Origin of the sequence: Bradyrhizobium commune (genome assembly GCF_015624505.1) — a bacterium.
Lineage (GTDB): Bacteria > Pseudomonadota > Alphaproteobacteria > Rhizobiales > Xanthobacteraceae > Bradyrhizobium > Bradyrhizobium commune.
Genome location: NZ_CP061379.1, coordinates 3222251 through 3240536 on the forward strand (window position 1 = coordinate 3222251; position 18286 = coordinate 3240536).

The following is an 18286-nucleotide window of genomic DNA, read 5'->3' on the forward strand; positions in this document are numbered from 1 at the left end:
AATTTTAGGAGCAAGTAGGTTCCGCTCGGTGGTCGAGCACTCCGACCGCACGGTTTGTGCAACCGCGATCTTGCCTGCTTGAGCATTCGATATATCGTGTTGTCTGCGCGAGGCCCATGGTGAAGAGCATGAATACTCAAATTCCGGACACGCTCGATCTGGACGTCGGCCGCAATGCAATTGCTGCGATCCCGCGTCTTTACAATTTCGCCGACGATGTCCTGGCTCGAAATCTGGTGGCGGGACGCGGGGGCAAGACCGCCTACATCGACCAGCGTGGGGCCTGGAGCTATGGTCAGCTCGCGGAGCGGGTGGCTCGGTTCGGAAATTTGCTGCGCAATCTCGGCATTCAGCGTGAGCAACGTATCCTGATTTGCCTGACCGACACAATCGACTCGCCCACGTGTTTTCTTGGTGCGGTCAAGGCGGGCGTGGTCGTGGTGCCCGTTAATACGTTGCTGAGTGAGGTAGAATATCGAGTCATATTGGAGGATAGCCGCGCTCGCCTCCTGATCGTTTCGGAGGAGCTATACCCTCGCTTTGCGAATCTGATCGACGCGAGTCCGGACCTCGAGCATGTCCTCGTGTCGGGCACCCATGGCTTCGGGCGCACGCTTTTCGAGGACGCGCTGCAGGCGGCCGCTACAACCGAACATACCGCGCCGACCGTCAAGGACGAGATATGCTTCTGGCTTTACACCTCGGGTTCGACCGGAACGCCGAAAGCTGCGGTGCACGTCCATGCCACCCTGGGGCTCACCGCCTCTTGCTACGGTGCTCACGTACTCTGCCTCACCGAGGAGGACGTCGTCTATTCGGCGTCGAAACTGTTCTTTGCCTATGGCCTCGGCAATTCGATGATTCATCCTCTTTCGGTTGGTGCGACGACGGTGCTGGCGTCAGAACGTCCGACGCCCAACTCGGTCGCGGAGCTCATGCGAAGGCACGGCGTTACCGTGTTCTTTGCGGTGCCGACTTTCTATACGGCGTTTCTTGCGGCGGATCCGGTGCAGCGCGAAGCGCTGAAGCTCCGGCGTTGCTGGTCCGCCGGCGAGGCGCTTCCGGTCAATATCGGGCGGTCCTGGAGCGAACGCTTTGGCATGGACATCCTTGATGGTCTCGGGTCTACGGAAGTGATCAGCACATTCCTGTGCAACCGCCCAGGAGCAATTCGCTACGGCACCAGCGGCAAACCCGTACCAGGCTTCGAAGTCCGTCTGGTTGACGAGGCGGGGGCCGTTGTCGCGCCGGGAGAAATGGGCGAATTGCAGGTTCGAGCACCGACCGCCGCAATCATGTATTGGAATGACCGCGAGCGGTCCCGTTCGACCTTTCTGGGCGAATGGCTTCGTTCGGGAGACAAATACATTGAGGACAAGGACGGCTACTATTCGTATTGCGGGCGCCGGGACGATATGATGAAGGTCGGCGGTATCTACGTCTCGCCATTTGAGGTCGAGGGGGCGCTGCTGACCCATCCCGACGTGCTCGAAGCGGCGGTCGCAGCATGGCCCGACGAGGATGGCCTGATCAGGCCCAAGGCGTTTGTCATTCTCAAGCCTTCCGGCAAGCCGAACGAAGCCATGGCGCTTGCGCTGCGCGACCATTGCCGCAAGCAGCTCGCTGCTTTCAAATATCCCCGCTGGATCGAATTCCGCACAGAATTGCCGAAGACTGCGACGGGTAAGATTCAGCGCTTTAAATTGCGCGCGGAAGGCGCTGATCGTGCGGATGAGGCTGCGACGGAATAGAACAGCAGGACCAGAGTTCGGTAGCTGCTTTGTAATAGTCGACGGAGTTGCACCACATCTGCTCAGAGCTCGGCCGCCGCGCGCTTACTGATCGAGAGCTCTCAAGATCGTCGCGCGCATGCGATCGACAGTATTGTTGATGAAGAAGTGATTTCCTGCGACTGCTTCACTAAAGAAGGACCCTCTCGTTTCCTTTTCCCAGCCAGCCATCGAAGATGGCGGACACAGATGGTCTTGCTCTCCAGCAATTGCGTAGATGGGGCACGCAAGCGGCGTTCCGGGCAAGTACTGGTACGTTTCGTACATTTTCATGTCTGCCTTGAGGATCGGCAATAGCATCTCCAGAAGGTCGGGTTCAGCAACGACAGCCGGAGAGATCCCGCCGGGATACCGGGCCATTTGCTTCTTGATGAATTCGGCATCGGGAAGCGTGTGCAGATGCGGGAGACTCAGCTTCTCCGTAGGTGCTTCGATCGCAGCCACTATCAGGGCTTGCGGTTGCTGCTGCCTTGCATCTTGCGCCAGAATACGCGCCGTTTCGAAAGCAATGAGCCCGCCAAGACTATAACCGAACAAGACGTAGGGCATCCGTGACAGATGTGTGATCTCGTCAGCCAGGCTCCGGGATGCGTCACTAACCCTGGTCAATAGGGGCTCCCGCCTGCGGTTCCAGCGTCCCGGCAGCTGGACTGCGCCGACCTCGATGTTTTCGGGCATGCTGCGCGCAAGCATGTGGTAAACTTGTGCGCTCCCACCGGCATAGGGGACACATAAGACCCGCGCCTGTGGATCGCGGCGTTCCGGGCGAAACTCTATCCAGGGACTAAGCATTGGAGCAATATTGCGAGAGGAGATACGGCGCGCACAATTAAGACGCCTCAGACGCACATTGGTCAACCGCAACGTGGCGAGAGCAATTCCAAGCCTAGCGCCGTAAGGCCGCCGCTGAATAGTCGTAGGACAAATTTATCGCCTCGGAGAGACGCATATGGATCCTTCTTCAAGGGACGAGGAAATTCGAACGCTTCGGAGGCTGCTCGCAATGCGCGAGGCCCAACTCGTGGAAGCAATGAATGAAATCGAGCGGCTCAAGAGCCAGTTCGTCTCTAAAGGGAATCAACAGAACACATCGACTTGCTCTGTATAAGAGAGCGCCAAAGAAGGCGCACGCAGGCAAGCGCAGCGCAACCGACTGCCTGCCGCCGGCCGGCGATACGATCAGGGCGCGCGACGCTATGCTGCCACTTCCAGCGGCTTCCGCTCGGCAAGAGCGGCTGCGCGGGCGTTCAATCGGCTTCGGATGAGGTCGAGTTGTCGCGTGCGTTGCGACGGCAAAAACAGTTTCCTGACGCCGGAGGACCATTCGGAACGCAGGCCGTTGTCGACGATCGGCGCGCAGTGCTGGTCCTGCGCTTCGCCGTGGTGATCGGGCGAGCTCCTCAGCGTTTCGTCGACACGGAGCAGGGACTCGCAGGGCGCGCCCTCGGCGTAGATCACGTCGTGGCTCTCGAGCTTGATATGGAAAAATTCCAGTTCGTCATGCTCGTGAGCCGGGTAGAGCGAGATCGTGGTATCGTTGATCAGGCTTTCGGCCGGGATCAGCAGCCCATCGATCAGCAACGCGTGACCTCCGGTCACGAATAGGTCGGCTGACGGGACATTGGTCGCCAGCGCGCCGCGCGCGATGCGGACTGGGCGCGCGTGCTTGTCCCATGGCCTGCCCGCATCACGCCTGGTCCGCCGAAATCGCCCAATCCATTCGATCGGCCGTGCGCCCCCGAACGCGGTCGGGACGATATCGCCGACGCAGAGGTCTTCGATCTTGCGAGAGCCTGTCAGGGTCGCGATCCCAGTGCCTTTCAGGAAGCAGTTTTGACCGTGGTAATAGGCGCGGGCGGGCCTCGCCCCGTACCCTGCGATAGCCGCCGCCGCGGCGAAAATCGTACGCCGCGTCAGCGCTTTGGATGGGGCCTTCGCTTGATCTGACTGAGCCATTTCGGCGCGTCTCCAAAATTCCGCTACCCGGGCCGTCTGTTCCAGACGAAATCGGAAATGATGCGCCGTAGCGTTATCATTGCAGGTTATGTTAGTCGAATGTTATATTCGCGCATGCGCTAGGTAAACCCCTGCGGACGCAACGCCGGCTGCGACACGATCTCGCGCGCTTCTGCTTAGAACAGGGAATTCTGGGGCCATCGCAGCGCATGCCGTTGTCCGGCCGCAATTTGTCCGTCGCTCATTTTCGAGGCGACCGCGTTGCGCAACTTGGCAAAATTGTCACGCCGGCGTTTGGGCGCATGCGATGCCGCCAGGTTGAGCCATTTGTAGGCGGCAACGTCGTCCTGCGGAACGCCCTGGCCCTTGTCGTAGGCGAGGCCGAGCAGATACTGCGCGGTGGTATCGCCCTGTTCGGCCGCTTGCCTGTACCAGTAACCCGCGGCGTCATAGGCCTGCGGAAGCCCCTGGCCGGTCGCATACATGAAGCCGACCATCCCTTGGGCCTGCGCATTGCCGCGCTCGGCGAGCGGAAGCAAAAGGCGCGCGGCATTATTGTAGTCGCCGCGGCTGAATGCGGCGCTGCCTGCGCCGAGCGTATCCGCGTGTGCAACGCCGGTCGCTGCGAGCGCCAGCACGATGGCGGCGAGGAAGGGCCTGCTCGACCTGATCATGTGATTCACTTGCATTTTCGGAGTAATTTGTGCGGGCTCAGCGGTAGGTCGTTGGCCCGGTCTGCTTCGGCCCGATCGCGTTGATCGTGCCGCGCAGCTTGGTGCGCAGCTCTTCGGCGACGAAATGGGCGTCGGCGCCGTCGCGAATGATTTGCGGGCGGATGAAGATGATGAGCTCGGTGCGTTTGACTTGCTTGTCGGTCTGTCCGAACACGGCTTCGCCGATGACGGGAATCTGGTCGAGCCCCGGAATACCCTGGCGGGATTTGGTCTGGCTGTCGCTGATCAAGCCCGCCAGCAGCACGGTCTGGCCGCTCGCGACCGCAACCGAACTGCGCACCTTGCGGGTCGACACCGTCGGGGTCAGCGAGTTGGTCGAAGTCGAGGAGGAGCCCGACGTCGTGGAACTGGCCACGGGATTGGAGATCTCCTGCTCGACGTCGAGCCTGACATTGCCGTTCGCGTTGATGCGCGGCACCACGCGCAGAATGATGCCGGTGCTGCGATAGTCGGTGGTGTTAGCGATCGTGTTGCTGCCGGTCAGCACGGTTGCGCTACCGGTCTGGATCGGGATTTCGTCGCCGACCTGAAGCGTCGCGATCTGATTGTCGATCACCACGACTGAGGGATTCGACAGCACCTTGACGTCCGTGATCGCATGCAGCGCGTTGAGCACCGCCCTCGGTGTGGACGCACTGCCGACCAGGAAATTGAAGCCGGGGATGGCGCGCTGGAGCGCGACGTCGGCCGCCGCGGCAACGACCGCCGAGGCGCCGTTATAGCCGAACGAGCCGGTGTCCGGTTTGAGGCCGAGATCGCGGCTCATAATGTAGGACTGGACGCCGTATTGCAGATCGTCGGTCAGCGTGACCTCGGCGATCGTGGCATCGATGGCGACCTGGAGCTGCGGCTGGTCGATTTCCTTGATGGTCTGCTCGATGATGCGGTACTGCTCCTGGCTCGCATAGATCAACAGCGTGTTGTTGACGCTGTCGGCGGTGATGCGAACGCCATCCAGGACTCCGGCCCCACCGGGGCCTCCTCCACGGCCTCCGCTCTGACCTGAGGCGGAATTGTCGAACAGACTGCCGCCGCCCTGGCTCGTGGCGCTTGCGCCGTAGCTGGCTTGATTGCCGGAAGACGCGTCCGCCGTTGCGCCGCCACCGGCGCTCCGCCCACTCGATCCGAAGCCCCCTGAAGATTGGCCGGTGGGTGAGGCCGAAAGCCGGTTGAGAGCGGAGCCGCCGCTCGAGCTCGCCGACAAGCCGGAGCCCGGTGCGACCTGGCCGGCGGGGCTGTCCAGCGGGGATGACGAGGATCCCGACGAGCTGCTGCCACCGAAGACATCGTTCAGCACGCGGGCGATCTGCTTGGCGTCGCCGAACTTCACGCGATAGACGTGGACCGCCGATCGTCCCGTATTGGTCGTGTCGAGGCGACGAATCCAGGTCTCGACGCGGCTCAGCAGTTCCGGCCTGCGCGTGACTGCGAGCACCGCGTTCATGCGGGCGATCGACTGGAACTTGATGACGCCCTGCGTCATGCCGCCTTCGCCGGAGTCCACGATCTTCTCGAGCTCGGCGATGATCGGGCCCGGATTGCTGTTCTGCACCGGGAAGATGCCGACGGATTGCCCCTTCAGGAAGTCCGCATCGAAGCTGAGCACGAGGTCGACCGCGCTGCGGCGCTCGCTGCCCGTACCCTGGATCAGGATGAGATTCCGGCTGGTATCGGCGCGGATCATGCCCTGCTTGGCGGCAAAGCTGTCGACCAGCTTGATGACCGTCTGCGCGGAGACATATTGCAGCGGCACGACAGTGATGCCGTAGCCGGGCGTCATGCGATCTGACGCATCCGCCAGTCCGGTCCCAACGGCATCGGACGCCGGCATCACCCGGTAGCCGGTATCATCCCGCACCAGCGCTGCACCGACGAGGCGTAGGGAGTTCTCGAGCGCGAAGGCGACATCCGTTTTCGGGATGGGGCGGCCCGACGAGAGGCTGATATTGCCCTGGACGCGCGGATCAATCACGTAGCCGACGCCGAGGATGTCCCCGAGCACGATTTTGGCGACGGATGAAATCGGCGAATTATCAAAATTCAGCTCGAACTTGTCCGTGCTTGCGGTGGCGGCCTGCGCCGACGTTGCCGTCGGGGCATCATCTCCGGGGTCGGCGGCGTAGATCGCGGTCTTGGCCTTGGGGCCGGTGGAGAGCTGCCGTTGCGGCAGCTGGCTCGGATAACGCGGCAGCAGGTCGACCGAGCGGACCTTGTCGAAGACGTCAGGGTCCTTGTTGTTGTCGGCGTCAGCGATGCTGCTGACCGTGTTGCAGGATCCCAGCAACACGGAGATGAGGACGCATTGGACAATCAAGCCGATCCGGAATGTTGCTCGGCTCACTGGACTGCCTCACTCACGCGCCGCCCGTTGTCATGGCCGGGCTGATGCCGGCTTGCTTAACCGTCTCGTGTGACAGTCTTGTGTTATGAATGTCGACGGCATCGCATTGAATGTGAGAGGTATTGTTATCTTAATGTGATGTGATCGAAATTGTGAAGGTGCGTCAACGGCTTTTCACCCCGCCAAGGCGTGAACTGTCGGGACCGGTGCTGCGACGGATCATCACGTCACATTTCCAATCGGAAAACTAAGGTAAACGGCGCGCTCGCCGCTCTGCGGCCATCAGAGTGACTGCGGTAGACATTCATGGCTTCCCCGAATGCGCACGAGTTCGCAGCTCGTTTCAGCCAGAAGGCCGGCCTGAAGGCGGACGTGGACAAGCTGGGCAGGCTGAACGGGTCTGGTCCCGCCGAGGGCGGGTTGCGCAAGCTGTGGGAAATGAGCGAACTGTCGGCGAACGAATTTGCCGACGAGGTGGCGCTGTTCTTCGAGCTGCCGCGTGTCGCGCTCCAGGAGATGATGGCGGCAGAATCCCGGGTGCAGCAATTCTCGCGGCGATTCTTGCGCGAAATGGCGGTGTTTCCGTGTCAGCCGCCGGGCGGTACACCGCTTCTCGTGCTGGCCGACCCGACCGACCGTGCGTCGATCCAGGCTGCCGCGATTGTGTTGGGGATGACGCCCGCGATCAAGGTGGCGTCGTTCGAGGATATCGCCACCGCACTCGACCAGCGCCTTGGCGAGGAGGAGGCCGTAACTGCCGAGACCGCTGCCAGCTCGACCGCACAGGACGATGATATCGACAATCTGCGCGACCTCGCGAGCGGAGCCCCCGTCGTCCGCGCCGTTAGCGACATGTTCGAGACTGCGGCAGAGCTGCGCGCCAGCGATATTCACATCGAGCCGGGCCGAACCTCGCTGGTCATACGGATGCGCGTCGACGGATTGTTGCGCAATGTCGCGACACCGAGCGGCGTTCCTCCAGCAGCAGTGATCTCGCGCATCAAGATCCTGGCGGGCCTCAACATTGCCGAGCGCCGCCTGCCGCAGGACGGTGGCGCGCGTGTCCGTGTCGCGCGTTCGGAAATCGACGTCCGCGTCGCGATCATGCCGACGCAACACGGCGAGTCCGCTGTTATCCGCCTGTTGCCGCGCGACCGCGCCCTGCTGTCGATCGACAAGCTGGGCTTCCTGGCTGGCGACCAGAGCAAATTGCGACGCATGCTGGCCTTGCCGCACGGCATGGTGATCGTCACCGGACCAACCGGCAGCGGCAAGACAACGACGCTTGCGACCGTGCTGTCGCTGCTCAACGAGCCGACAAGGAAGATCCTGACCATCGAGGATCCCGTCGAATACGAGATCCCCGGTGTCTCCCAGTCCCAGGCCAAACCTTCGATCGGACTGACGTTTGCGACCGCGCTGCGCTCCTTCGTGCGCCAGGACCCCGACGTCATCATGGTCGGCGAGGTCCGCGACTCCGAGACCGCCCATGTCGCCATCCACGCCGCGCTCACCGGCCATCTGGTGCTGACCACGCTGCACACCGAGACGGCGGCAGCTGCGGTGCCGCGCCTGCTTGATCTCGGTGTCGAAGCCTTCCTGCTGCGCTCGACCCTGCGTGCGGTGATCGCGCAACGTCTGGTCCGTCAGCTCTGCGATCGCTGCAAGGCCAGCCGGCCGCTGACCCACGCCGACGTCGAGGCGGACCCGCGCTACACGGCGGTCGGTCTGTCCGTCGGCAATGTCATCTTCGAGCCTGTCGGCTGCGAGCGGTGTAGCGGTGTCGGCTATCGCGGACGTATCGGCGTGTTCGAGGTGCTCGAGATGAACGAGGACGTCCGTGCCCTGGTCGAGGAGAAATCCGACTGGGAGTCCATCGACAAGGTCGCCATCCGCAACGGGATGACGACGATGATCGAGGATGGCCTCGCCAAGTGCCTGTCGGGCATGACCTCGGCGGCCGAGATCCTTCGCGTGACCACCGTGCGGTGACGAGATGCCGAACTTCCGCTACCGCGCGCTGACGCAGAAGGGAGAGGTCGTTTCCGGCTCGATCACCGCGTCGAACCTCGCCGAGGTCGCCCAGCGTATCGAATATCTCGGTCTGGTTGCCATCGATGCAGGTCCCGAGGAGGAAGCCAAAGGCTGGTCGTTTTCGCTCGCCTCGTTCTCGCTGTCGAAACCGGGCTCGGCCGATGTCACCATTTTCACGCGCGACCTCGCCTTGTTGTTGAAGGCAGGTGCGCGCCTTAACGACGCGCTGGAGCTGCTCGCCAACGATATGGACGTCGGACGGTTGCGGCCGGTCATCAACGACATCAAGAATGCGATCCTGTCCGGTGAGAGCTTTGCCGAGGCGCTCGGGCGCGAGCCGAATTTGTTTCCGGCAATGTATGTCGCCCTCGTCAGGGTCGGCGAGATGTCCGGCGGCCTCGACCACATCCTGGAGACGATCGGAAGCGAGCGCACACGAGCCGAGGCCCTGCGCCGCAAGGTGACCGGCGCCCTGCAATATCCTGCCTTTGTGCTGCTCGCGGCCGGCGGCGTGCTGATCTTCTTCGTCACGTTCGTGCTGCCGCAATTCTCCGCGGTACTGCGCGATTTCAACGCCAAGACGGATCCGGTCATCGAGGTGTTCCTCACGCTCTCTGACGTGCTGCGCGGTCACGGGGTCGAGGTTGGCGCCGCGGTCGGCATCGCCGTCATCGGCGGCTGGCTGGCGTGGCGGAGGCCCGCTGTTCGCGCCGGCGTCGTGACGCAGCTGGCGCGGCTCCCGGTGATCTCGACAGTCGTGGAATTTCACCGCGCCGCGCTGTTTTCGCGGAACCTCGGCATTCTGCTCGGCAGCGGTGTGACACTGACAGCAACGTTGCGCATCCTGATCGACATCATGACCGCCACGGGCGACGTACCGGCATGGGCGGCGATGGCCGATCGGGTGCGTCATGGCGGCAGGCTCGCGGACGCGCTGGCCGCCTCGGCCGTCTTGCCGCCGGTCGCCGTGCGCATGCTGCGGCTCGGTGAGGAGACCGGCCAGTTGCCGACGCTGTCCGGCCGTGTAGCGGAATTTTACGAGGAGAAGCTGCAGCGTCAGCTCGATCGCGTCGTGGCCATTATCGGCCCGGCCGCGATCATCCTCATCAGCGTGGTCGTCGGCGGCCTGATCGTCTCGGTGATGACGGCGCTGCTCTCGGTGACGCAAGTTGTCGGATGAACAGGGGAGAATGCGCATGATCGGCTTTTCGAGGAGGAGCCTGTTCGCTCCGCCCAGGCGGCGCCGGCGCCGCCTGGGGGAGGAGGGCTTCACGTTGGTCGAGATGCTGGTGGTCATCACCATCATCGGCATGATCATGGCGCTGGTCGGCCCGCGAGTGCTCAACTATCTAAGCGAGTCTCGGGTGAAGGCGGCCAAGATCCAGATCCAGAGTTTCACCAGCGCGCTCGACCTGTTCTACCTCGACGCCGGCCGCTTCCCGACGAGCTCGGAAGGGCTGGCCGCGCTCGCGCATCCGGTCAGCGGCGTGTCGTCCTGGAATGGGCCCTACGTGAAGGGCGGCAGTGTTCCCAACGATCCATGGGGCAACCCTTATGTCTACAAGCAACCCGGAGAGAAGGACCCTTACGAGATCCGCTCGTTCGGCTCGGATGGACAGGAAGGCGGGACGGGAACGGCTGGCGATATCTCATCGGCAGCGAAGTAATCTCGAGAGCGGGGAGGCCGGTTTCACCCTGCTCGAGATGGTCTGTGTCCTTGCCATCATGGCGCTGCTCGTGGCGATTTCGCTTCCGCGCATGCCGATGGCCACCTCGCGGCCGAAGCTGGAGGCCTACGCGATTCAGATCGCCACGCTGCTGAAGGCCGATCGTAATGCGGCGATGGGACGCCGATTGTCGGTCAGCGCTGTGGTCGACGCGCCCGGGCGGATCGTCCGGGCCGGCTCGAGCGGGGGAGTTGTCAGGGTGCCGGACGACGTCGTGTTCGACGCACTGCTGCCGCAGCGCTGCAATGGTCGAGAGATGCCGTCGGTCATTACGTTTCTCCCGAGTGGAATGTCGTGCGGCGGAGCAATACGGCTGACCCGGTTCGGCAGCGGGTTCGATGTGCGGGTGAACTGGTTGACGGGAGGAGTGGACATTGTCACGCAGGAAGTCGTCCAGGCGGCGCAGTGAGGCCGGCTTCACGATGATCGAGGCGGTGATCGCGCTGGCACTGCTGTCGATCGTGCTTGCGGCGGTCGGTTCGCTCGTGGCCAGGAACGTGCGCGGTGCGCAGCAGCTCGAGCAGCATACTGCCCTGATGCAGACGGCGCGCCTGATCGCATCCCGCCTTCCGCAGGAAGGCCAGCCGCTTCCGACGGAGCTCTCCGGCAGGGAGGCCGGCTATCGCTGGCAGATGCGGATCTCGCCGTTCGTGGATGCCGACACGGCGGTTCCGGACTCGCCGTTCGTTCCGCAGCGGGTTGAACTGCGCGTGCAATCGCCGACCGGGGCGATCGTTTCGTTCGAAACCGTGCGTCTGCAATACCGGGACGGGCGGCAATGAGGTCGATGCTCGTCCGGCTGTGGAGATCGAACGCGGGCTTCACCATGTTCGAGGCCCTTGTCGCGCTGGCGGTCATGGGGCTGGCCTTCGGCGTACTGGCCAGCGTGACAGGGGCGTGGTTGCCGCCATGGAATCGTGGCCTGCTCCAGACCCAGCGCAACGAACAGGTCACGGTCGCGCTTGATCGCCTGGCGGCCGATCTGTCTGCCGCCGAGTTTGTCACGCCGAACCGGGACAACACCGCCGCCTTGTTCCGTGGTGATGATTCCTCGATCGTCTTCGTGCGCTCGGCTGTGGGTCCCAACAACCGCCCGGGTCTGGAGATTGTGCGGATCGGCGAGATGACCGATCGCGCGGGGCGGGCACTGGTGCGCGCCCAGGCACCCTTCGTCCTTCTCCCGACCGGCGATCCTGCGGTTGATCCAATACCGTTTAGGGATCCTGTCGTGTTGCTGCGCGGGCCGTTTCGCATCACCTTCGCCTATGCCGGTCCGCGAGGCGATTGGCGCGCTATCTGGCCCCCTTGGGCGGGTCTGCCGACAACGGTTCGCTTCGACCTTCACGACGCCGATGGAACGATCGTGCTCTCGACCGCGACGCGTGTCCGTGCCAACGCAGCGGCACCTCAGGGCGAGCCGGCCAATGATGCTCGCCCTGGCGAAAGTCAGGCCGCAAGTAACGATGGGACGGGGCGCAGGTGACCCAGAACCCTTCAAATGTCGGCTCGAGGACGGCTGAGCGCGGCTTCATCGTGGTGGCGACGCTGTGGCTGCTTGCCGCCCTGGCCGGGTTGATCCTGGTCGGCTCGGTGTACATGACCCAATCGGCCATTGCACTGAGCGCGTTCGACGCGGCCACGCAGCTTCAGATGATATCGACGGCTGGCGTCGAGCTGGCTGCCTACCAGTTGTCCGGTGCCGCACCTGAGGTGCGCCCATCCCATGGCAGCTTTACGTTCCGGCTGGCGAACGCAAGGGTCGCGGTGGAGTATCAGTCCGAGGCCGCACGCATCAACTTGAATATGGCGCCTCGATCCGTGATCGCCGGCCTGTTTGTGGCCCTCGGCGTCGAGTCCGGAGCGGCCAGCCAGTTTGCGGATCGGATCGCGGCGTGGCGGAGTGCGCCAAAACCAAATGTGCAGGACCAGGAGGATACTCTCTACGTTGCTGCCGGCTTGGCGTACCTGCCGCGCCACGCTCCCTTCAGTAATGTGGACGAGCTATCGCTCGTTCTGGGAGTACCCGCAGAGCTGGCGGAACGCGCACGGCCGTTCCTGACATTGTACAGCGGCATTGCGGGGGTCAACGTCCTGGAGGCGGCTCCGGAAGTGCTTTCCGCACTTCCCGATATGACCTCTGCGAAGGCTGATGCATTCCTGGGTCAGCGTGACGCGTTGTCCTCGAACGATCCGGAATTCGTCCTGGGCATTCTCGGTGGCGGGGTGACCGGTGCGACGGTCGCCGCAAGCAATGCTTACCGCATTCGCATGCGTATCATTCTTCCCGACGGCAGAGACAGCAGATCGGAGGGTGTCATCGTGTTGTTCGATCGCGGCGCGAAGAGTGCCTATCGGGTGTTCACGTGGCGAGATGACATAGATCCGTCGAGAGGGGGAACGCAAAGATGAGCGTCGTCAGTGAAATTACGGCAGCGTCGTCCTTGTGGATTGACACCGTGGCCGGTGTCGTGAGCGCCCGGCTCGCGAATGTGAAACCGGTTCGCCGGATCGAGGTCGCCGAAAATGAGGCCGGGGCCTTCACGATGCGCCTCGCGCCGACAACCAAGATCGCGGACGGCGAGCTCTTCGCCTGTCGCGTCGCTGTGACCGACGGTGCGTTGAACGATCCGCTTTCGCCGCAATGGGCGGCCGCAGTGCGGGGAGGGGTGGTCGAATTGCAGCTCCGGCCGTCCCGCTTTGTCTTCCGTCCGATCGAGCTGCCGGGCCGCGCCGCCGAGTTCCTCGACGGAATCATCCGCGCCCAGATCGATCGCATCACGCCGTGGGCGCCGAGCGAAGCGCTATTCCACTGGACTGCTCCGCACACCATCGCCGGCGACCGCATCGAAACAACGGTGGTGGCCACCGGGCGAACGGCGGCCTTGTCCTTGGTGCAAGCCTTCTCTGACCTGGGAGCAGCAGGTGTCGGGATCGTGACCGAGACACAAGAGCATGGCCGGATCACCGTTCTCGATCAGCGGAGCAGCAAGCTGGCGGAAAGCCGCTGGATACGTACCGCCCTGATCGCGAGCCTTGCGGCAACAGGCGTGCTGGCGATGCTGTCACTCGGCCTTGGCGGGTTCGTCGCAGATTCCTACGACACGCAGCAACAGCAAACCCAGCAGCGGATCGCGGAACGGCGCGCAGTCATGCGCGGCAACCAGACGGGCTCCAGCGGCAGCCCGCTCGACCTCCTGATCCGCCGCAAGCAGACCTCCCCCTCCAGCGTGATCGTCATCGAAGCGCTGTCGGCGTTGCTGCCGCAAGACACTTACGCAACCGAGGTCCGGATCGAGGGCGACAAACTGCAGATCGTCGGCGTCACCCGCGACGCACCGTCCCTGATTTCGATCCTGGAGCAGTCGCCGCACTTTGCGAGCGCGGGATTCTTCGCGCCGACGACACACGCCGCCAACGAGTCTGGCGAGCGTTTTCACATCGAAACCAAGCTCAAACCATATTTCGGGTCCGGCACATGATCAGCATGCAGAGGGTCGAAGCCCTTCTCTTACGGTTTCCGATCGCGGCGGCCGCCGCCTACGTCGCCCTGATCGTACTCTTCCTTTTCGTCACGATCGGCACGACGCTCGACATCCTGGAGCGGCGCGGAGCGGCGGGCGCCGCCATGGAGATCCTCGATCGCCTGGACACTCGCGGTCCGGAACGTGCCCCAGCGGCACGGGCTGCGGTCAATGTCCCGTCAGGCTCGCCCTTCCTCGAAGGCGGGAGCGCCTCGCTTGCCGGCGCAACACTTCTCCAACGGGTTGCGGCGGCAACGAAGCGGGTGAACGGCAATACCTTGTCGTCGCAGGTCGATCTTCAGGGACCTAAATCCAAAGCAGGCTTCATTACGGCCACCTCGAATTTCGAGATCGATCCGGCCCAGCTCCAGCCCCTTCTGTACGATCTGGAGGCGGGTATGCCATTTCTGTTCGTCGACGAACTCGTCGTACAGGCGCCTTCGGCATCGACTCAGGGCGGAAAGCTGCGCGTGTTGCTTGGCGTGTCCGGGCAGCGGCAAAGCCAGAAATAAAGTAGGTCATGCGCTGCAGCCGGCGCCGCGCCCCCGTTAGCCGCACGATGTTGCCGGCGGATATCACTTGATCGAGCGGCAACGTTAGCGTTATAACGATAGTATCACATTGCCGATGGATGCGAACGTTATTGCCCGTCTCGGTGTTCATCTGGAAAAAGGCGTGGAAATGCGCGCTCTTGCCGTGCTGATTGGTTTGGTACTGATCGGCAACGCCGAGGCACTGGCCGCGAACACGCCGCTCGTGATTGATGCGCAAACCGTCGATCCGAGTGGTAGTGATTTGTTCGCGCCGAGGCCGGTTGACGCGCCGGTTGCCGCGGCCCCGGTTGCCACAGCGCCGCAGCCCGGTGCGGCTGCGACCACCACGCCTGCGACCGCGCTTCCGGACGAACACATCACGAGTGGTAATCCGCTTTGGTCGATTCCACTGGCGCGTTTGACGGCGTCTCGCGATCAGCCGCTGTTCGCGCCGTCGCGGCGTCCAGCGCCGCCGCTGGAGATGATCAGAGCTGCACCAGCGCCGGTTGGCCCACCACCGAAGCCGCCAGAACCAGAAAAGCCGCAGCTCTCATTGCTCGGCACTGTTGCGGGATCGCGCGAACGCATCGGCTTGTTCATCGATTCCGTAAGCAAGGAAGTCCTGCGTCTTAAAGCGGGCGAGGACCATCAGGGATGGACGCTGCGCAATGTCAAACCGCGCCAAGTCGAACTGGCAAGGGGACTGGACAATGCCACTCTGGAATTGGCGCCCCCTGACCTTACGCCCGGCCCCTCTGCACCAATGCTTGCCGGGGCGGCAACGCCGATATCCACGTCCGCAAAGCCAATGGCTGGGTCAGCAACATCGTCGCCGCCTGCGGCCCTTGTCAACGCGTTCAAGCCTTCCGGCGCGGTTCAAACGCTGACGAACGCGGGTGTGCAACGTACACTGCAATCGCTCCAGCCACCACCAGGAAGCCCGATCATGCCGCAGAGGCCCCGCTAGGTGAACAACCGTGGATCGACGCCAGGTCCAGCGACCAACGAGCGTTAAACAGTCTAATGCAGAACGTTGCAGGATTGTGCTCCTGCGGCCGCCGGAAGATCGCAGAGATACGACACTTTGTGCCGGCTGCCGGGAAAAGTCTTCGGCCGGTGTCGACGTGCTCGCCGCAGAATGACCGCTTTTCGTCCAACATAACGATCGCTTTTCGTCTTCAATCTGAAATTTTTTTTAACATCAGTCACAGCAACGATAAGAAACATTCTTACAAGAATGGGAAATAGGCTTCGCTTGGCAGGCAGTGGGCTGCTGTTCTTTGCGTTGCTGGAAGTCGAGCCTGTTTTTGTAAGTTGGGGGGTTGAAATGCGCGCGACAAATGCGATTGATCTGACTTGTCCCAAGTCCGCGCTGCAAGATTCAAACGAGAATGTGTATAGTCTGGGCCTCAAGCAGGACGAAAACAGCCTGCTTCGTCGCATCGAAAATCTCAAGCACGAGAATGTGCTCCTGATGCGCATGGTCGAGGAAACCCAGGTCGAAGTCGTGCGCCTGCGCAAGCTGCTCTCCACAACGTGACGACCGAAGCGCTCGTTCGTCATTGATCGAGCGTCGCCGGCTCACGCGAGCCGACGCGACGATAGCCGGGCGGACCAGGTTGATCCGCTCTGGCCGGCACGCAAACCCCAAGCGTCGGCGCCCGGTTGTTGTGTCCTCGGGCGTCGCGGGCGTTTCTCCAGTCCCGGTTTCCTTCCGGGCGTCTCGGCACCCACCCTCCCAGCGAGATTGCGCGTCTTGTTTTCGTGGTCGCTGCGCCGGCAGCGTCTATGGAGCAGGAACCGCAACAGATTCCCTTGCGGAAGGCGTGCAGGCGCGGAGGGCGCCGCGCAGGCGTGGCGAACGGTCAGCTGAGTACAAAACGGTCATGCGATTGAGAAACCTCTTGGCCATCGCATGCTGTCTGGTCTCCTCCGTTCTGCTTGGCGGCTGCGGCTTCATTTCCATGTCGGGGCCGGCGAGCGTCGACATCAAGGCCGAGAACACCAGCGTGCTGCCGTTTGCCGTCGTCAAGCTCACGCCTGATGTCGTGCGCTTGCTCGAGAAGTTCGAACCCAACGGACTGCCGGGGGGGCTCGCGGACAGTCGTCCGCCTTCGAGCATCCGCTTCGGCATCGGCGATATCATCAGCGTTACGATCTTCGAGGCCTCGGCGGGGGGCCTTTACGTGCCGCCGGAGGCCGGTGTCCGACCCGGCAATTTCGTGAGCCTGCCTGATCAGGCCGTCGACAATGACGGCAACATCACGGTGCCCTATGCCGGCAGGATACGCGCGGCGGACCGTACAAATGTGCAGATTCAGGACGACATCCTGAAGCAGATCAAGAAGCGCGCGATCGATCCGCAGGTCGTCGTGACATCGACCCAGCAGCGGTCGTCGCTCGTCAGCGTGTTCGGCGAAGTCAGGACGCCGGTCCGCTTCCCGATGCCGGCGGCGGGCGCCCAGGATCGGATCACCGACGCGATCACGCGCGCCGGCGGCATCAGCGGCGCCGGCTGGGAGACCTGGGTCGTCCTGGAACGCGGCGGCAAGCGCGCCACGGTACCGTTTGGCAACCTCGTCTATTTTCCCGCGAGCAACATCTTCGTGCAGCCGGGCGACCGCATCTATCTCTATCGCGAGCCGATGAAATTCATCGCCTTCGGCGCGACCGGCCAGCAGGGTGAGTTCAATTTCGATGCATGGCGGATCAACCTTACGCAGGCGGTGGCGAAGGCCGGAGGGCTGCTCGACTTGCAGGCCGATCCGGCTTCGGTCTTCCTCTATCGCCGTGAGCCGCGCGAGGTGGCTACGCAGCTCGGGGTCGATTGCTCGAAATTCGACGGCGACTCCGTACCGATCATCTTCAACGTCAATTTCCAGGATCCGGCGGGCTATTTCGTCTCCACCAAGATGCAGATGCGTCCATTCGACGTGCTTTACGCCGCCAATGCGCCGGAGGTCGATATCACCAAGGTCCTGAACTTCATCAACACGGCGGTCGTGACCGCCGATAACGGAGTGACGCTGGTCAACGACATCAAGGTGGTCCGAAGCAAGCTTTGAGTGACAGGATTGATGGGGCTCCCCTTTCCCAAATCGGGACGCGTCAGGTCAGAGAATTATGATAATATGAGAATCTCATACCATGTCGGGCGATCGGCGTTGGTGCCACATCACGGGCTTCCGAGATGAAGCCATGTTGTCTAATGGAGGCTTCGCAGCATGGCTGTCGCTCTGTCGAGAATAGGATTTCGCCGTAGCGGTTACCTCCTCGTGGCCGGTCTCGTTGCGATCATGGCGGTCCCGGCGGTGGCCCAGACTCCGGGTCCGGCCAATCCGCCGGCCGGCCAGCGTGAGAGCACAATCATCGGCGGTGGCGCATCCGGCGCCACAATTCAGCGCTGCGTCGACGTGCAGATCGGGGGCGATACCGCGTTCGGCTGTCTAAACGAAAAACTTCGGCGGGAAGTGGACAAGGTCAATCCAACGCTCAACCTGCCGCCGATAGATGCGCGCTCATCCGATGTGCGCGTGGGCATCGGCAACGAGGCGGCCGTGCGCCAGCAATTGGGTTCCAACTACGGTCGTACCATCACGCCTTTCCGCCCGCCGTCCATCTCCAACGTGCTGCCGCATCGCTGATGTCGA

The 18286-nt window shown here is 62.8% G+C and carries 18 protein-coding genes; 14 read left to right on the forward strand and 4 right to left on the reverse strand.

All coding sequences use genetic code 11. The features are described 5' to 3' along the window. Positions 1-128 precede the first annotated feature (128 nt). The gene (locus tag IC761_RS15165; RefSeq protein WP_195804004.1) at positions 129-1751 is read left to right on the forward strand and encodes a benzoate-CoA ligase family protein; all 1623 of its coding nucleotides are present in this window, start codon (positions 129-131) and stop codon (positions 1749-1751) included. 84 nt (positions 1752-1835) lie between these two features. Here IC761_RS15165 and IC761_RS15170 read toward each other — a convergent pair whose 3' ends face one another. The 4 genes from IC761_RS15170 to gspD all read right to left on the reverse strand — a co-directional run bounded on the left by IC761_RS15170 (position 1836) and on the right by gspD (position 6821). Next, positions 1836-2483 carry a thioesterase II family protein gene (locus tag IC761_RS15170; protein ID WP_246791520.1) on the reverse strand — a complete coding sequence of 216 codons (648 nt, stop codon included), beginning with the start codon at positions 2481-2483 and terminating at the stop codon, positions 1836-1838. A 501-nt stretch (positions 2484-2984) separates the two neighbouring features. Beyond that, a complete protein-coding gene (locus tag IC761_RS15175) occupies positions 2985-3746 on the reverse strand; it encodes a Hint domain-containing protein (RefSeq protein WP_195804006.1) in 762 nt (253 codons plus the stop codon). A 176-nt stretch (positions 3747-3922) separates the two neighbouring features. Beyond that, positions 3923-4420: a tetratricopeptide repeat protein gene (locus tag IC761_RS15180; protein WP_195804007.1), complete on the reverse strand. Its 498-nt coding sequence runs from the start codon at positions 4418-4420 to the stop codon at positions 3923-3925. A 37-nt stretch (positions 4421-4457) separates the two neighbouring features. Then, on the reverse strand, positions 4458-6821 hold the full coding sequence (gene gspD, locus IC761_RS15185; protein ID WP_195804008.1) for a type II secretion system secretin GspD: 2364 nt from the start codon (positions 6819-6821) through the stop codon (positions 4458-4460). A 306-nt stretch (positions 6822-7127) separates the two neighbouring features. Here gspD and IC761_RS15190 point away from each other — a divergent pair, with 306 nt between their 5' ends. From IC761_RS15190 to IC761_RS35845, 13 genes are all read left to right on the forward strand, one after another. Continuing rightward, positions 7128-8813 carry a GspE/PulE family protein gene (locus tag IC761_RS15190; RefSeq protein WP_195804009.1) on the forward strand — a complete coding sequence of 562 codons (1686 nt, stop codon included), beginning with the start codon at positions 7128-7130 and terminating at the stop codon, positions 8811-8813. Positions 8814-8817: 4 nt separating this feature from the next. After that, positions 8818-10035 (forward strand): type II secretion system F family protein, encoded by a 1218-nt coding sequence (locus IC761_RS15195; protein ID WP_195804010.1) that lies wholly within the window; start codon positions 8818-8820, stop codon positions 10033-10035. A gap of 10 nt (positions 10036-10045) precedes the next feature. Beyond that, entirely contained in the window at positions 10046-10522 is a 477-nt protein-coding gene (gene gspG / locus IC761_RS15200; protein ID WP_438265125.1) for a type II secretion system major pseudopilin GspG, read from the forward strand. After that, complete coding sequence (locus IC761_RS15205; RefSeq protein WP_195804012.1) at positions 10467-10991, forward strand: prepilin-type N-terminal cleavage/methylation domain-containing protein; 525 nt, start codon at positions 10467-10469, stop codon at positions 10989-10991. Before gspG ends, IC761_RS15205 begins: the two co-directional genes overlap by 56 nt. A gap of 13 nt (positions 10992-11004) precedes the next feature. Continuing rightward, positions 11005-11364 (forward strand): type II secretion system GspH family protein, encoded by a 360-nt coding sequence (locus IC761_RS15210; protein ID WP_246791521.1) that lies wholly within the window; start codon positions 11005-11007, stop codon positions 11362-11364. After that, the gene (locus IC761_RS15215; protein ID WP_195804014.1) at positions 11361-12065 is read left to right on the forward strand and encodes a PulJ/GspJ family protein; all 705 of its coding nucleotides are present in this window, start codon (positions 11361-11363) and stop codon (positions 12063-12065) included. Before IC761_RS15210 ends, IC761_RS15215 begins: the two co-directional genes overlap by 4 nt. After that, positions 12062-12991, forward strand: a complete 930-nt coding sequence (locus tag IC761_RS15220; protein WP_246791522.1) for a type II secretion system minor pseudopilin — start codon at positions 12062-12064, stop codon at positions 12989-12991. The genes IC761_RS15215 and IC761_RS15220 overlap by 4 nt, the downstream gene beginning before the upstream one ends. Next, positions 12988-14061: a PilN domain-containing protein gene (locus IC761_RS15225; protein WP_195804015.1), complete on the forward strand. Its 1074-nt coding sequence runs from the start codon at positions 12988-12990 to the stop codon at positions 14059-14061. The genes IC761_RS15220 and IC761_RS15225 overlap by 4 nt, the downstream gene beginning before the upstream one ends. After that, entirely contained in the window at positions 14058-14615 is a 558-nt protein-coding gene (gspM, locus tag IC761_RS15230; RefSeq protein ID WP_246791523.1) for a type II secretion system protein GspM, read from the forward strand. Before IC761_RS15225 ends, gspM begins: the two co-directional genes overlap by 4 nt. 115 nt (positions 14616-14730) lie before the next feature. After that, positions 14731-15603: a hypothetical protein gene (locus IC761_RS15235; RefSeq protein ID WP_195804016.1), complete on the forward strand. Its 873-nt coding sequence runs from the start codon at positions 14731-14733 to the stop codon at positions 15601-15603. 288 nt (positions 15604-15891) lie between these two features. Next, the gene (locus IC761_RS15240) at positions 15892-16176 is read left to right on the forward strand and encodes a hypothetical protein (protein WP_195804017.1); all 285 of its coding nucleotides are present in this window, start codon (positions 15892-15894) and stop codon (positions 16174-16176) included. A 364-nt stretch (positions 16177-16540) separates the two neighbouring features. Then, positions 16541-17701, forward strand: a complete 1161-nt coding sequence (locus IC761_RS15245; RefSeq protein ID WP_368367106.1) for a polysaccharide biosynthesis/export family protein — start codon at positions 16541-16543, stop codon at positions 17699-17701. 159 nt (positions 17702-17860) lie between these two features. Then, on the forward strand, positions 17861-18280 hold the full coding sequence (locus IC761_RS35845) for a hypothetical protein (protein ID WP_246791524.1): 420 nt from the start codon (positions 17861-17863) through the stop codon (positions 18278-18280). Positions 18281-18286: the final 6 nt, after the last annotated feature.

Excerpts from the sequence above, each read along its gene's own strand:
- IC761_RS15165 (WP_195804004.1), top strand. The coding sequence starts at position 129 with ATGAATACTCAAATTCCGGACACGCTCGATCTGGACGTCGGCCGCAAT.
- IC761_RS15170 (WP_246791520.1), bottom strand. The coding sequence starts at position 2,483 with ATGCTTGCGCGCAGCATGCCCGAAAACATCGAGGTCGGCGCAGTCCAG.
- IC761_RS15175 (WP_195804006.1), bottom strand. The coding sequence starts at position 3,746 with ATGGCTCAGTCAGATCAAGCGAAGGCCCCATCCAAAGCGCTGACGCGG.
- IC761_RS15180 (WP_195804007.1), bottom strand. The coding sequence starts at position 4,420 with ATGATCAGGTCGAGCAGGCCCTTCCTCGCCGCCATCGTGCTGGCGCTC.
- IC761_RS15190 (WP_195804009.1), top strand. The coding sequence starts at position 7,128 with ATGGCTTCCCCGAATGCGCACGAGTTCGCAGCTCGTTTCAGCCAGAAG.
- IC761_RS15195 (WP_195804010.1), top strand. The coding sequence starts at position 8,818 with ATGCCGAACTTCCGCTACCGCGCGCTGACGCAGAAGGGAGAGGTCGTT.
- gspG (WP_438265125.1), top strand. The coding sequence starts at position 10,046 with ATGCGCATGATCGGCTTTTCGAGGAGGAGCCTGTTCGCTCCGCCCAGG.
- IC761_RS15205 (WP_195804012.1), top strand. The coding sequence starts at position 10,467 with ATGGACAGGAAGGCGGGACGGGAACGGCTGGCGATATCTCATCGGCAG.
- IC761_RS15210 (WP_246791521.1), top strand. The coding sequence starts at position 11,005 with ATGATCGAGGCGGTGATCGCGCTGGCACTGCTGTCGATCGTGCTTGCG.
- IC761_RS15215 (WP_195804014.1), top strand. The coding sequence starts at position 11,361 with ATGAGGTCGATGCTCGTCCGGCTGTGGAGATCGAACGCGGGCTTCACC.
- IC761_RS15225 (WP_195804015.1), top strand. The coding sequence starts at position 12,988 with ATGAGCGTCGTCAGTGAAATTACGGCAGCGTCGTCCTTGTGGATTGAC.
- gspM (WP_246791523.1), top strand. The coding sequence starts at position 14,058 with ATGATCAGCATGCAGAGGGTCGAAGCCCTTCTCTTACGGTTTCCGATC.
- IC761_RS15235 (WP_195804016.1), top strand. The coding sequence starts at position 14,731 with ATGGATGCGAACGTTATTGCCCGTCTCGGTGTTCATCTGGAAAAAGGC.
- IC761_RS35845 (WP_246791524.1), top strand. The coding sequence starts at position 17,861 with ATGGCTGTCGCTCTGTCGAGAATAGGATTTCGCCGTAGCGGTTACCTC.